The 14,533-nt window shown below is 57.4% G+C and carries 14 protein-coding genes and 1 tRNA gene; 4 read left to right on the top strand and 11 right to left on the bottom strand.

All coding sequences use genetic code 11. The annotated features are described in order from the left end of the window. Positions 1-104 precede the first annotated feature (104 nt). A complete protein-coding gene (locus tag BM022_RS08480; RefSeq protein WP_091138460.1) occupies positions 105-545 on the top strand; it encodes a TIR domain-containing protein in 441 nt (146 codons plus the stop codon). Between the two features lie 257 nt (positions 546-802). Here the strand turns inward: BM022_RS08480 and BM022_RS08475 are convergent. From BM022_RS08475 to BM022_RS08425, 11 genes are all read right to left on the bottom strand, one after another. Further along, positions 803-878: transfer RNA gene (locus tag BM022_RS08475), tRNA-Ala, on the bottom strand. A gap of 103 nt (positions 879-981) precedes the next feature. Continuing rightward, positions 982-1,890, bottom strand: a complete 909-nt coding sequence (gene hemF, locus BM022_RS08470) for an oxygen-dependent coproporphyrinogen oxidase (protein ID WP_091138458.1) — start codon at positions 1,888-1,890, stop codon at positions 982-984. A gap of 54 nt (positions 1,891-1,944) precedes the next feature. Then, positions 1,945-3,264: a phosphoribosylamine--glycine ligase gene (gene purD, locus BM022_RS08465; RefSeq protein WP_091138456.1), complete on the bottom strand. Its 1,320-nt coding sequence runs from the start codon at positions 3,262-3,264 to the stop codon at positions 1,945-1,947. A 67-nt stretch (positions 3,265-3,331) separates the two neighbouring features. After that, entirely contained in the window at positions 3,332-4,894 is a 1,563-nt protein-coding gene (gene purH / locus BM022_RS08460) for a bifunctional phosphoribosylaminoimidazolecarboxamide formyltransferase/IMP cyclohydrolase (RefSeq protein WP_091138455.1), read from the bottom strand. Positions 4,895-4,982: 88 nt separating this feature from the next. Next, positions 4,983-5,225, bottom strand: a complete 243-nt coding sequence (locus BM022_RS08455) for a helix-turn-helix domain-containing protein (RefSeq protein ID WP_091138453.1) — start codon at positions 5,223-5,225, stop codon at positions 4,983-4,985. Beyond that, positions 5,222-6,235: a tRNA dihydrouridine synthase DusB gene (gene dusB, locus BM022_RS08450; RefSeq protein WP_091138452.1), complete on the bottom strand. Its 1,014-nt coding sequence runs from the start codon at positions 6,233-6,235 to the stop codon at positions 5,222-5,224. The genes BM022_RS08455 and dusB overlap by 4 nt, the downstream gene beginning before the upstream one ends. Before the next feature lie 292 nt (positions 6,236-6,527). Next, positions 6,528-7,811 carry an FAD-dependent monooxygenase gene (locus BM022_RS08445; protein ID WP_091138491.1) on the bottom strand — a complete coding sequence of 428 codons (1,284 nt, stop codon included), beginning with the start codon at positions 7,809-7,811 and terminating at the stop codon, positions 6,528-6,530. Between the two features lie 52 nt (positions 7,812-7,863). Beyond that, positions 7,864-8,244, bottom strand: coding sequence for a hypothetical protein (locus tag BM022_RS08440; RefSeq protein ID WP_256209063.1), 381 nt, complete (start codon positions 8,242-8,244; stop codon positions 7,864-7,866). Next, positions 8,244-9,563, bottom strand: coding sequence for a Xaa-Pro aminopeptidase (gene pepP, locus BM022_RS08435; protein WP_091138487.1), 1,320 nt, complete (start codon positions 9,561-9,563; stop codon positions 8,244-8,246). The genes BM022_RS08440 and pepP overlap by 1 nt, the downstream gene beginning before the upstream one ends. 117 nt (positions 9,564-9,680) lie before the next feature. Next, positions 9,681-10,418, bottom strand: coding sequence for an N-acetylmuramate alpha-1-phosphate uridylyltransferase MurU (gene murU / locus BM022_RS08430; RefSeq protein ID WP_091138485.1), 738 nt, complete (start codon positions 10,416-10,418; stop codon positions 9,681-9,683). Between the two features lie 25 nt (positions 10,419-10,443). After that, positions 10,444-11,463, bottom strand: coding sequence for an aminoglycoside phosphotransferase family protein (locus tag BM022_RS08425; RefSeq protein WP_091138450.1), 1,020 nt, complete (start codon positions 11,461-11,463; stop codon positions 10,444-10,446). 104 nt (positions 11,464-11,567) lie between these two features. Between BM022_RS08425 and BM022_RS08420 the strand changes: the two genes are divergently transcribed. The 3 genes from BM022_RS08420 to ppk2 all read left to right on the top strand — a co-directional run bounded on the left by BM022_RS08420 (position 11,568) and on the right by ppk2 (position 14,509). Next, positions 11,568-11,870, top strand: a complete 303-nt coding sequence (locus BM022_RS08420) for an accessory factor UbiK family protein (protein ID WP_091138449.1) — start codon at positions 11,568-11,570, stop codon at positions 11,868-11,870. A 105-nt stretch (positions 11,871-11,975) separates the two neighbouring features. Further along, complete coding sequence (locus tag BM022_RS08415; RefSeq protein WP_091138447.1) at positions 11,976-13,496, top strand: YifB family Mg chelatase-like AAA ATPase; 1,521 nt, start codon at positions 11,976-11,978, stop codon at positions 13,494-13,496. Between the two features lie 191 nt (positions 13,497-13,687). Next, on the top strand, positions 13,688-14,509 hold the full coding sequence (gene ppk2, locus BM022_RS08410) for a polyphosphate kinase 2 (protein ID WP_091138446.1): 822 nt from the start codon (positions 13,688-13,690) through the stop codon (positions 14,507-14,509). The last annotated feature ends 24 nt before the right edge of the window (positions 14,510-14,533 follow it).

Genomic DNA, 14,533 nt, shown 5'->3' with positions numbered 1-14,533 from the left:
CTGACCCCAAGCGAATACGTTAAATCCAACCAGGTCAGACTGCTCGAAGCGGCTAGATTCTAGTTTTGAATCCCATCAGAATTGGGGGAACATCAGGGATCACGATGGCTAGAAAAGTCTTCTTCAGTTTCAAGTACGAGGACGTCTCACGGGCAATGGTTGTAAGAAATAGCGACGTTATTCGAGGTGACGAGAAAGCGGGGTTCATCGATAAAGCTGATTTCGACAAAATAAAGGAAAAAGGCGATCAAGCTATTAAGTATTGGATCGATGCACAGTTAAAAGGGACGACCGTTACGGCTGTCTTAGTGGGCCAGAACACATGCAAGAGCCGCTGGGTGAAATACGAGATTGAGGCTAGCATTAAGAAAGGGAATGGCCTCCTCGGCATCGATATAAGCAAAATAAAGGACCTAAATGGATTAAGTTCCGAGCGATGTGGCAAGCTTCCAGACGGCTATGCCTTCTATCTTTGGAACACGGACAACGGCTACGAAAATCTCGGAAAATGGATTGATGAGGCGGCAAAAGACGCAGGGCATTAACAGGTGAGGCCGGATAATGAATGCTAAGGAGCTGGCTTTTCTTGGATGTGCATTTGGCTTCCAGAGGAAACTCTCGCTGGTACGCTTGGGCGAATGGTTTGCGCAAGTTTGGTAACCGTCCGGCTCGATGCTGCAATTCACGACGAAGCTTCCGTCGGACGCCGAAACAAGCCCAGGGTTTTACTATTGCTTTTATTTGAAAAAGCCCGCTAGATGCGGGCTTTCAGGACTTCTTAGGACTTGGTGATACACTTAAATGGTGGAGACGAGGAGGATCGAACTCCCGACCTTCGCATTGCGAACGCGACGCTCTCCCAGCTGAGCTACGTCCCCATTTATTCCGCGTATTTTATAACAAACTGCAACTCCATAGTATGACGCTACGGAGTAATAACCGTTTCAATTCGCATTATCTTGGCGCAGAGAGGCGTAGCCCTCACACCCAATCCTTCCCGATCAGGAAATCCATATAAAGCTTGTCTTCAGCACTGCCCGCCTCGGGCTTCCAGTCGTAGCGCCATTTGACGACGGGCGGTAGCGACATCAGTATGGATTCGGTGCGCCCCCCGGATTGCAATCCGAACAGCGTACCGCGATCCCACACGAGGTTGAATTCGACATAGCGGCCGCGGCGGTAAGCCTGAAAGTCGCGCTCGCGCTCGCCGTAGGGCGTATTCAGGCGGCGCTCGAGTATCGGGACGTAGGCTTCGAGGAAATGATCGCCAACGCTTTTGGTGAGGTTGAAGCAGCTTTCGAAATCTGGCTTTCCTAGATCGTCAAAGAAAATGCCGCCGATGCCGCGCGGCTCCTTGCGGTGTTTGAGGTAAAAATACTCGTCACACCATTTCTTGAAGCGGGGATGGTAGTCTTCGCCAAACGGCTGCAACGCGTTTTTGCACGTTTGGTGGAAATGGACCGCGTCTTCTTCAAAGCCGTAATAGGGGGTCAAGTCCATCCCTCCACCGAACCACCAGACAGGCTCGGCACCTTCCTTGCGCGCTTCGAGATAGCGCACATTCAGGTGCACGGTCGGCGCGTAGGGGTTGCGGGGATGCAGCACGAGCGATACGCCCATGGCTTCGAACCCGCGACCTGATAATTCTGGCCTGGCGGCCGTGGCGGAAGCGGGCAGGCCACCGCCGAACACGTGCGAGTAGTTCACGCCGCCGCGCTCAAGCACGTTGCCCTCTTCCATTACGCAGCTCAAGCCGCCGCCGCCTTCGGCGCGCTCCCATTGGTCACGGCGAAAACGCGTGCCATCCACCTCTTCAATCCGCTCGACAATGCGCTGCTGAAGGCCGGTAAAAAATTCCCTGGCTTGCTGTGCGGTGCTTGCGGTGCTCATGCTGTCTCCTGATAAGCGCCAGCTTTGTTATTTTTCATTATCGAATTGCCGGGGCTATTTGCGGGGATGATTGATTGCCCGGTAGCCGATGTCGTGGCGCAGCTGGCAGCCGTCGAAGTGGATCTGGTCGGCGATTTCATAGGCCCGGCGCTGTGCCACCTTGACGCTATCCGCAAGCGCAGCCACGCATAAGACCCGTCCCCCGGCAGTCACGATCTCTCTACCGTTTTCCCCACCCAAGGCCGTGCCTGCGTGAAATACGAAGAAGTCTTTTTCCGGCGTCTCCGTCGCCTGCACTTCTTGCAGCCCATGAATCACATCTCCCTTGCGCGGCAAATTGGGATAACCCGCCGCCGCCAGCACAACGCCCAGAGCCGTGCGTCGATCCCACTCCGCCTCTATCTTGTCGAGGTTTCCGTATATCCCGTGCTCGATGAGGGTGATGAAATTGCTTTTCAGGCGCAACAGGATGACCTCGGTTTCGGGGTCACCCATGCGGCAATTGAACTCAAGCACCTTGACGCCGTCATTTGCGGTAATCATCAGTCCCGCGTAGAGAAAACCGGTGTAGCGTTCGCCATCCTGCGCCATGCCGTTTATCGTCGGCTGTATGACCTCGCGCATGATCCTCGCGTGGAGGGTCGGTGTGATCATCGGGGCGGGGGAATAGGCGCCCATTCCGCCGGTATTGGGCCCCTGGTCGCCCTCCTTGAGGCGCTTGTGATCCTGGCTGGTGGCAAGCGGCAGCACATGGTGGCCGTCAGCCATGACAATAAAGCTGACTTCCTCGCCTTCGAGAAACTCTTCGACCACGACCCGCGCAGGCGCACTGCCCTCCCGAGCGTGATCATCCTTCATCATGTTGTCGATTCCGGCGTGCGCTTCTTCGAGCGACATCGCCACCACGACGCCTTTGCCGCCGGCCAGGCCGTCGGCCTTGATTACAATGGGCGCGCCCTTCTCGTCGACATAGCGATGAGCCTCGTCTGCGGAAGTAAAGGTTGCGTAAGCGGCGGTGGGGATTCCATGGCGCTGCATGAAAGCCTTGGCAAAATCCTTGGATGTTTCCAGCCGCGCGGCTTGCTTGGTGGGCCCGAAAATCTTCAAGCCCGCAGCGCGGAAAGCATCGACGATGCCCTCGGCAAGCGGTGCCTCGGGTCCGACGACGGTAAAACCGATGGATTCTTTTTTAGCAAACTCGACCAGCTCGGGAATAGCCGTGATGGGGAGGTTCTCCAGGTCATCTTCCATCGCGGTGCCGGCGTTGCCGGGGGCGACAAAGACGGTCATGGGGCGGGTGGTCCGGTTTGACTTGAGAAGCTTCCAGGCCAAAGCATGCTCCCTGCCGCCGCCGCCGATTACTAGTAGTTTCATTATTTTTGGTTATTTATAGACGGGCCTAACTCACCTAAATCGATATCTGAAACGCAGTGTCTGAAATTCAGTGCCTGAAATGGCGGACGCCGGTGAATACCATCGCCACTCCCTGTTCATCCGCGGCGTCAATCACTTCTTCGTCGCGAACACTGCCGCCGGGCTGAATGACCGCGGTTGCCCCTGCCTGCACCACCACATCCAGGCCGTCGCGGAACGGGAAGAACGCGTCTGAGGCAACCGCCGAACCGGACAGAGTAAGCCCGGCGTTCTGCGCCTTGATGGAGGCAATGCGGGCACTGTCCACCCGGCTCATCTGTCCCGCCCCAACGCCCAGCGTCTGACCATGGGCGCAGAAGACAATGGCATTGGACTTCACGAATTTTGCCACGCGCCAGGCAAACAGCAAATCCTGAAGTTGCTGCTGGGTTGGTTTCGCTTTGGTCACCACTTTCAATTGCGCGCCGGTTACGTTAAGCGTATCCGGCGTCTGCACCAGCAATCCCCCGCCCACGCGCTTGAAGTCGAAAGTATTGCTGCCCGTCTGGAACGGCACGGTCAGAACCCGCACGTTCGTTTTGCGAGCGAGTATCTGCTGGGCCTCGGTGGTGAGTTGCGGCGCGATGATCACTTCAACAAATTGCTTGCTCACCGCCTCGGCTGTCGTACCATCCAACAAGCGGTTGAATGCGATGATGCCGCCGAAGGCGGAGGTGGGATCAGTGGCAAAGGCGCGCTGGTATGCGCCGAGCGGGGTATCGGCCGTGGCCACGCCACAGGGATTGGCATGCTTGATGATGACGCAGGCTGCCAGCTCGAAGGTCTTGACGCACTCCCACGCGGCATCCGCATCGGCGATATTGTTGTATGACAGTTCCTTGCCCTGGAGTTGAACATAACTGGCAAGGCTGCCTGGCGCGGGGACCGGTTCGCGATAGAAGGCCGCCTGCTGATGCGGATTTTCACCGTAGCGCAAATCCTGGGCGATTCTGAAATTGAGATTAAGACGCTGGGGAAATACGCGGCGCTCTCCGCCTTCGCCTTCCACGGAAGTGAGGTAATTGCTGACGGCGCTGTCGTACGAGGCGGTGTGAGAGAACGCCTTGCAGGCCAGATGAAATCGCAATTCAGGCGAAACCGTGCGGCCGGACGATTTGATTTCCCGCAATAATGGCGCATAGTCCGCCGGGTCGGTCACAACCGTGACGCTCTTGTAGTTCTTCGCCGCCGCCCGCACCATAGCCGGGCCGCCGATGTCGATGTTCTCAATGGCTTCTTCAAATGTGCAGTCGGGGCGGGCGACAGTTTGGGTGAAAGGATAGAGGTTCACGACCACCAGGTCTATGGTTGGAATAGCAGCCTTTTCCATCGTGGCCATATGCTCCGGGAGGTCTTGTCGCGCCAGGATTCCCGCGTGTATTTTCGGATGCAGGGTTTTGACCCGCCCATCGAGCATTTCCGGAAAGCCGGTATAGTCGCCGACTTCGGTCACGGACAGGCCCGCATCCTTCAGCAGTTTGGCGGTGCCGCCGGTGGAGAGAATGGCGACGCCGAGGCGGGAGAGCTCGCGCGCAAATTCGACAATGCCGATTTTGTCGGAAACGCTGATAAGGGCCTGTTTTATGGACATCAGGGATGAGTGCTCGGCTGGTAGGCTGTACGGTGTTTAAGCTCGGATTTATACCCTGCGCAATTGTTTTGCGCATCGGCTATTTGGTCTACTTGATCTGATACTGCTTCATTTTATTGCGGAGCGTGTTGCGATTGATCCCGAGCAATTCAGCTGCGCGCGTCTGGTTGCCCCCGGCGTAATCCATCACCAGTTCAATCAGGGGTTTTTCCACGCTGCGTATGACCATATCGTGAATGGCATGAGGCTTTTCGCCGTCCAGATCATTGAAATAATCTTCCACCGCCTTACGCACGCAGCGGGCGATATCGTTTTCGTTAATTATACTCATGCTGCCAGCTCCTCAGCCTCAACATAAGTCAGTTGCCGACCATAACCTGCGAGCTGGCTGAAAAATTCATTTACGGCCGCCAATTGCTGGTCGGTGCTTTGCAACTGATTCATTGCGTGGCGGAATGAGGCGGAACCCACCAGCCCCTTGGTGTACCAGGAGATGTGCTTGCGCGCGATGCGCACGCCGGAATACTCGCCGTAAAAAGAGTAGAGTTCATGCAGATGGTTGATGAGCACACGGTGAATCTCGGCCACTTCGGGCAGCGGAAGGTGCTCGCCCGTTGCCAGATAATGGCTGATCTCGCGAAATATCCACGGTCGCCCTTGGGCAGCGCGACCGATCATGATTGCATTGGCCTTGGTGTATTCGAGCACGTGCTTGGCTTTCTCTGGCGTGGTGATATCGCCATTGGCAATGACCGGAATTCTCACCGAGGCTTTTACCGCGGCAATGGTGTCGTACTCCGCATGTCCCGCATAGGCGCAAGCGCGGGTGCGGCCATGAATCGCCAACACCTGGATGCCCGCACTCTCGGCGATGCGCGCGACTGCAAGTGCATTTTTATGCTGCGTGTCCCACCCGGTGCGTATCTTCAGCGTGACGGGAACATCTACCGCGCCGACTACGGCATCGAGTATTCGGCCAACCAGCGGCTGATCCTGCAACAACGCGGAACCCGCCATCACGTTGCAGATTTTCTTGGCCGGACAGCCCATGTTGATGTCGATGATCTGCGCGCCTTCCGCCACGTTGTAGCGAGCCGCTTCAGCCATCATCGCCGGGTCCGCGCCCGCGATCTGTACCGAGATCGGATCGACTTCGCCTTCGTGATTGGCGCGGCGACGCGTCTTTTCCGAGCCCCACAGCAGCGAGTTGCTCGATACCATTTCGGACACCGCCATCCCGGCGCCCATGCTCTTGCACAACTGCCGGAAGGGGCGATCCGTCACCCCGGCCATAGGGGCCACGATAAGATTGTTTTTGAGAATGTGGGAACCGATCTGCATGATTTTAGTTTAACGGAAACGCCAGCCGCGGCAAGCTGGGCGGGGATAAAACAACCCCATTTTAACAGGAAACCGCGAACGCTTCCGAAACGAGCCTCTGTGCCCGCCTAATAGCATATAGCCTTACCCCGGTGGCAGGCCACTCGGGGGCGTGCAGGAGACTTTCTTCGCGTAAAAACAGTTGCCAGCGTGCAGCGTATCTCTACGGCACGCCGAAGGATAGATGTAACTTTTTACAGCTCGACAATAACTGAGGTTTACTTTAGGACTTCCGCTATTGCCTTGCTACGGTTCAACCCCTCGCACCGAACATCATGCGCCGCGCGACAAAACGTTTTACCGGCGGGAGGCAATCGAGCGCGCCTAATCCCATGCTACGCATGCTATCCAGCACAAGATCGTCATTGGAAAAAAGCTTCACCAGAGAATCGGTGAACATTCGCCCTCCACTGCTATCGAGACGGCGCTTGTCGCGATACCGCGTCAGCATGGCGGAGCTGCCGATATGAGCGGGGGAATCGAGGACTTCCTCAGCCAGTTCCCAGGCATCCCTCAGGCCGAGGTTGAACCCTTGGCCGGCGACCGGGTGCAGGGTCTGGGCGGCGTTGCCAACCAATACGGCACGCCGGGATGTGATTGGGGTAGCATATTTTAGCGACAGAGGAAAACCCGACCGTTTGCCCGCTTCGGTAAATTTACCGAGCCGATCACCAAAGTGGCTATGTAAGCGAGCGAGAAACGCGGCGTCATCCAACGCAAGGATTTCCTCGGCGGCTGAGGGCGGCACAGTCCATACCAGGGAAAAATATTTTCCCGAAGGCAACAGCGCCACTGGACCCTCGGGAGTGAAACGCTCGTACGCCACGCCGGGCTGAGTCCGCGCAGCGGATTTGCGGCCAGAGCCCGTCTTGCGCAGTGAGCGGGTAGTCAACCCGGGGACCGCGCTCAGCATCGGTCTCGCGGACGAGGTTATCGCGGAGTAGGCGAAACGCTCCGTTCTGACCCGCGCAACGACTGCCCATTGCTCGTAGTCGTGTGCGTGTTGCGTCACGCCCTCGATTTGCGCGGTAAGGCGCCCACCATCGGCCAGCACAAGCAGCCGCGCCGTGGCTTTTTTCGTCACACCGTCATGCTGAAATTCGATCTTACCCTGAACAGCGCCGGTTTCCAAATGGGTCACTTGCGCGCCGGTCAAATAGTCTATATCGCACTCTTGCAGCGCCTCATGCATGGCGCGGAACACGTCATGGTGGTTCATCACATAGCCCAACGCCGGCACCCCGATCTCGGCAGCAGTTAACACAGCGCGGCCAAACCCACCGCGATTGGAAATGTGAATGGTCGTGATAGGCGTGATATCGTGCAGTGCGTTCCATACGCCGAGGCGTTGCAGAATGAGGCGGCTACCGTGCGACAATGCCAGCGGGCGGGAATCTTCCGTTTTAGCCGGCAGTCCCCTTGCCTCCAGCAAGAGCACGGACATATCGCTGTCGCGCAAAGCCAGCGCCAGCGCCATGCCTACCGGCCCGCCACCGATAATGATAAGGTCGTATTCGGAATGATGGTCGCCCGTCATACCCGTTTCAGTATGCCTCTCGCCCTGCTCCCGATTCCCTGCGGTAGTCATTTTATTGCCGCTCATGTTTATTCGCTTCTTTTTCCTTGCCCTTTGTTTCCTCGACTATTTCCGCATCTTCAATGACACGGTATTCCGCTTCCGGGGTTTGCATGGATTCTCGCAATTTGCGACGCAACCACCACACGCGGAACGCAAGACCAGCGGCGGCTACCGCGAACAGTGCCAGAAACGCGGTAAAAAAGAAAATACCCAGCACCACCATGATGATCAATAGCGGAACAAGCAGCAGGTATGTGAGCCAACGCGCCGCCGGACCAGGCTGGGAAGCACGGAAGATCTCTTCCTCCGTCGCGCCCGTCTCCTCGTTCCGGATGACTCGTCTTACGATTATCCGGCTGCCGTGGCTGGGGTGGCTGTTGGGGTCGTCCATCACGCTTGCCGGTGCTGCATCAGGCCCTCGATCTCTGCCACGCTTTTTGGGGCAGCTGACGTCAGCACTTCGCATCCGCTCTCGGTGACTGCCACATCGTCCTCGATGCGCACGCCGATATTCCAGAAATGCTGCGGAACGTTTTCCGCCGGACGGATGTAGCACCCGGGCTCCACTGTCAAAGTCATCCCCGGTTGCAATGGCCGCCATGCGCCGTCCTGCTTGTATTCGCCCGCATCATGAACATCCAGTCCCAACCAGTGCCCAGTGCGGTGCATGTAAAACCGCTTGTAGTCCTCGGTTTCCGTGACTTCCTCCACCGAGCCGCGGCAGAGGCCAAGATCCACGAAACCTTGCGCCAGCACCCGCACCGCCGCTGTATGAGGCGCCTCCCACGGATTTCCGGGGCGCACTTCGCTGATCGCAGCCGCTTGCGCCGCCAGCACCAGTTGGTAGACATCCTTTTGCGCCGGACCAAATTTACCATCGACCGGAAACGTGCGCGTGATGTCGGCGGCATAACCGTTCAATTCGCAACCGGCATCTATCAGCAGCAGATCACCTGACGCGAGCCGGGCACTGTTCTCCACATAGTGAAGTATGCAGGCGTTGGCGCCGCCGGCGACGATTGGCGTATAGGCGGGAGCCTCTGCGCCGTGACGCCGGAACTCGTGCAACAGTTCGGCCTCTACTTCGTATTCTCTCATGCCCGGCCGGACACTCTGCATTGCCCGCCGATGCGCGTCCGTGGATATGCGGGCGGCATGGCGCATCACTTGCAGCTCGTCCTCGCTTTTGAAAAGCCGCATCTCGTCCAGCAAAAGTCGGATATCGCGGATGACCGCAGGGGCGGAAATCCCGCCGCGCGACTGCTGCCGCACCCGGTTGACCCAGCCGATCACGCGCGTATCCCAGCCGCCATCTTCGCCTAAAGCGCAGTATACGGCAGGCTGGTCCGCCAGCAGTTTGGGCAAAATCTCGTCCAGCGTGGAGATCGGATGCGCCTCATCGAATTCGAATGCTTCCCGCGCCGCCTCAGGGCCATGGCGGAAACCATTCCAGATTTCGCGTTCGGTATCCTTCTCGCGACAGAACAGGATGTGCGTCGATTGGCTCTTCTCCGCATCCGCCACGATCACGAGCACGGCCTCCGGCTCACGAAAACCCGTCAGATAATAAAAATAGCTGTCGAAGCGATATGGAAAATGTGCGTCCCGGTTTCGTACCCGCTCCGGCGCGGTTGGAACGATTGCGACGCCCGATTGCATTTGGGATGCCAAAGCCAGACGCCGCTCCCGGAAGGACTTGATGGGGATCATGGGAAAGATTTTTACAGTATTTGCAATATAACGCAAAACAAATGTTATGCGAGGAGCGTTGGAACCAGAGCCGTCGGCATCGCCGGCGAACGGGCGCCACTTGTCTGCTGGCGGGGGCTAGGATGACGCGGCTGGAGAATCAGCCGGCGCCCCTGCTGTGCTTAGCTCGAGATCAATCTGACGCAGGCGCTCCGGCGTGCCGATGTCCGCCCATGTGCCCCGATAATGCTGCCCGCCTGCTTTTCCGAGGTCTATCGCCTGTCCCAGCAACGGTGCGAGCTTGGCCACCGACCCGGCCACGATGACCTCGAACAGTTTCGGGCGATAGATGCCGATGCCGCTGAAGGTGAGCATGTTTTCTCCTGAAAGCACGATCCGGCCGCGGTCAAGGGCAAAATCGCCACCAGGATGATGGGCCGGGTTATCGACGAGCACCAGGTGCGCCAGGTCCCCATCAGGACTGGCATTCATTTGCTCCAGCTTCGGTACCAAGGTGGAAAAATCCATCTCGCAATAGATGTCGGCATTGATAACCAGAAATGGGCGCTCCCCGGTGCCACTAGCGGGTTGACCGGCGATGATGGGTAGCGCCTGGGTGATTCCGCCACCGGTTTCGAGCGCAACCGGCTCATGCGAATAGCGGATATTCACGCCATACCGTTCGCCGTTGTCCAACGCGGCTTCGATCAAGTGGCCGAGATGTGCGTGATTGACGATGATCTCTGCAAAACCGGCGCGCGCAAGATTTTCCAGATGATATTCGATCAGCGCCTTACCGCCGGCACGCAATAGCGGCTTGGGCAGCACGTCGGTCAGCGGACGCATGCGCTCGCCGCGGCCTGCCGCGAGAATCATGGCCTTAAACCTGATCGGAATCATGTCAGAACGTGTAGCCAACTTTTGGTTCCTGCGGCTTCCGAACCTCCCACTCATCCAGCAGCGTCAGCAGCGGACCAAGTTCCTTGTAGCGCTCACACGCCTTGCGCAGGTAATCCTCCACCAGCGGCATATTGCCGAGGTAGGCGCTTTTTCCGTCGCGGTAGTTGAGACGAGCGAATATCCCCAGCACCTTAAGATGGCGCTGCACGCCCATCCATTCGAAGTCACGGTAAAAATCCGAGAAGTCGGCCGGTACCGGCAGTCCCAGTTTTCGCGCCTGTTCCCAATACCGGATTAGCCAGTCCAGGACCCGCTCCTCGTCCCAACGTATATATGCATCCTTGAACAGTGACACGAGGTCATAGGTAATCGGGCCATAAACCGCATCCTGAAAATCGAGAATGCCTGGATTGGGACTCGTCACCATCAGGTTGCGCGAGTGGTAATCGCGATGCACGAACACTTTGGGTTGAGCCAGGCTGTTCCGCACAATCAACTGGAATATCCCGTGCAGTTCCACTTTCTGGCTTGCACCGAGACTGGTTTGCAAATGCCTGTCCAGGTACCAGTCAGGAAACAGGTGCAACTCGCGGGATAGCAGTGGTTCATCGTAATCTGGCAATATGCCGGGCCGGCTTGCAAGCTGGATCTTAAGCAGCGCACCCACCGCATCTGAATATAATTGATGGGCCTCGTGACCAGAGTGATCGGGCTGCCCGTTAAGCGCCTGAAGGTAGGTTGTGCTTCCCAGGTCCGCCAGCAATAGAAACCCCTGCGATATATCTTGGGCCAGGATTGCCGGGACATTTGCACCTGCCTCGGAGAACAATCCGGCCACGCGCAAGAAAGGAGCGCAATCTTCCTGCTCCGGCGGCGCATCCATGGCGATGAATGTTCCATCGTCGAAAGTTACCCGGAAATAGCGGCGAAAACTCGCGTCGGTAGAAGCAGCCGACAAAGTGAAATCCTTACCTCGAAACCGCTCCCTGAGCCAGCTTTCCAGAAGGAGTAAACGTTCCATAATATTTCCGCTGATTGCCTATTTGGGCGAAGTATGAGATTTTAACATGCATGCATCACTCCTCATCCGGCCGGGTGACGGAGGAAAAATGATCGGAGGACATCATGCTCAACCCAAAAATGATAGATGAAGTTGTAACCAAGGTAAATGAACTGCTGGCGCAGAGCCCGGTGAAGGACGTGGAGAAGAACCTTCGGGTAATGCTGGGGGGAATATTTAGCCGCCTGGACCTGGTCACGCGGGAAGAGTTTGAAGTTCAGCACGAGCTACTAAAGCGCACGCGCGAGTTGCTGACAGGCCTGGAGGCACGAATTGCCGCCTTGGAATCGGCTTCGAAATCCGATAGCCTGGGTGAGACACTGGATGTTCCCCCCGAAACATTGGATGATCTGTCTGAAACGGAATAAGGTTGATCTTGGAAAATCACGCGGCATTGGAGTTAGGCTCGCGGAGGAAAAACGTTTCTTGGATATGCTTCGGTTGAGTAGGCACTGGCTGGCTGAGAATTTTCGGTGCCGCTAGCGATTCTGTATAGCCGTGCCATTTCAGGCATGGATGCCCCGCTGGTCACGGTGGAAGCTCATATTGCCAACGGCCTGCCCAGCTTTACCATAGTTGGCCTGCCAGAAGCGGAAGTGAAGGAAAGCAAGGATCGGGTACGGGCGGCGCTGCAGAATGCGCAGTTTGAGTTTCCCGCCCGCCGCATCACGGTCAACCTTGCTCCAGCCGACCTGCCCAAGGAGAGCGGACGCTTCGACCTGCCCATTGCCTTGGGCATCCTGGCTGCTACCGGCCAAATCCCCGGAGACAAACTCGACAAATACGAATGGGCTGGCGAACTCGCCCTGACGGGGGAGTTGCGCGCCATCCGCGGAGCGTTGGCGATGACTTACGGCGCAGCACGCTCGGGGCGCAGTTTCGTGCTGCCGAGGCAAAATGCCGCCGAGGCGGCGCTCGTCAAGGAAGCCACGGTTTATGCCGCCACGTCGTTGCTCCAGATTTGCGCGCATCTTGCGGGGCGTGAGCCGTTGCAACGGTATGTGCGCCAGGATGAGACTGAACGGGATGGCAATATGGACATCGGCGGATCGCTCTATCCCGGCATGGAAGAGGTAAAAGGTCAGAGCAATGCAAAACGTGCTCTTGAGATAGCGGCGGCGGGTGGCCACAGTTTGCTGATGATGGGGCCGCCAGGAACAGGTAAATCGATGCTAGCCGCGCGGTTTCCCGGCATTCTGCCGCCCATGACTGAAGACGAAGCACTTGAGTCGGCCGCCATGCAATCCGTCGGCAGCGGCGGTTTCAATGTGGTCAACTGGAAACGTCGTCCTTACCGGACGCCGCACCACACAGCCTCGGGCGTTGCCCTCGTGGGCGGCGGTAGCAATCCGCGTCCCGGGGAAATTTCTCTGGCAATGAACGGCGTATTGTTTCTGGACGAACTACCCGAATTTGACCGGAAAGTGCTGGAAGTGTTGCGCGAGCCGCTGGAATCCGGGCGCATCACGATATCGCGGGCCGCGCGTCAGGCCGACTTTCCGGCCCGGTTTCAGTTGATTGCGGCGATGAATCCATGCCCTTGCGGCTACCTCGGGCATTACAGCGGGAAATGCCGTTGCAACCCGGACCAGGTGGCACGTTACCGGGGAAGGATATCCGGCCCCGTGCTCGATCGCATCGACATCCAGATCGAGGTGCCCGCCCCATCCGAGGATGAGCTGATGCGCCAAGCCCAAGGTGAAACGAGCACCGTAATCAGGCAACGGGTCGAGAGGGCGCACCAGCGCCAACTGGCACGGCAGGGGACCACCAACGCCAGACTGACGGTGAAGGATATCGATAAATATTGCCTGCCGGACAATGCGGGGGAAAGCCTGCTCAAGCAAGCCATCAGCCGGCTGAATCTTTCCGCCCGAGCTTATCATCGCGTTCTGAAGGTGGCAAGAACCATTGCCGACCTGTGCGAAAGCGATGGCATCAGGCGGCTGCATATCGCCGAAGCGGTGCAATACCGCAAGCTGGATAAAAACTAGCTTGAGACGCAAAGCCTTTTGCAACCATACCGGGCCTATCGACTATAATTAAATTGTTATTGATATTCCAAACGTCAGTCCGTGGCTCAGGGGGGTGCTCAGGCGTTATTCCAGCAAGGAGGACCCGGTCGTGAGCAAATACCGACGCTGCGGCCGCTAAAGTCGACTGACCGGTGACAACGGAGGTTGAAATGGCATTGGGAGACGAGAACAGCGTGAAAATGGCGCCTGAGATCGATAAGCGCCTCAAGGGTAAGGCGTATCTTCGCAAACTGCAGGATCTTCACATCGAACTGGTGAAGGTTCAGGAGTGGGCCAAAGGTACGGGCGCCAAGATATGCATCATCTTCGAGGGGCGGGATGGCGCCGGAAAGGGTGGTGTCATCAAAGCCATCACCGAGCGTGTGAGCCCGAGAACGTTTCGCGTCATTGCATTACCTCCGCCCACCGAGCGTGAAAAGTCTCAGATGTACGTCCAGCGTTACTTGCCTCACCTCCCGGCAGCAGGTGAAATCGTGATCTTCGATCGGAGTTGGTACAATCGAGCAGGGGTCGAACGGATAATGGGCTTTTGCTCCGAGGAACAAGCCAAGCGCTTCCTGAAGATGGTTCCGGCAGTTGAGAAGGCCATCGTCGATTCCGGCATCATCCTTCTTAAGTACTGGCTTGAGGTCAGCCCAGAAGAGCAAACGCGTCGACTCGAAGCACGTATCACGGACCTCCGCAAAATCTGGAAACTGTCGCCGATGGATCTCAAATCCTACAGTCGCTGGTTCGATTATTCACGCGCACGAGACGAAATGTTCGCTGCCACTGATACCGACTGGGCGCCGTGGTTTGCAGTTCGCTCCGACGACAAGAAGCAAGCCCGGCTCGATGTGATCAGCCACCTGCTCGATGCCATTCCCTACGAGGCCCCCCCTCGGGAAAAGATCAAACTGCCGAAGCGCCAGAAGGCAAATCATTATAAGGAACCTGACTTCGCGCGGCATTGGGTTCCAACTGCTCGCTGATCAGGAATCATTTGGTGCCGATCT

This window comes from Nitrosospira sp. Nsp14, assembly GCF_900113575.1.
In the GTDB taxonomy this organism is placed as follows: Bacteria; Pseudomonadota; Gammaproteobacteria; order Burkholderiales; family Nitrosomonadaceae; genus Nitrosospira.
This window is presented reverse-complemented; position numbering and strand designations above follow the sequence as displayed.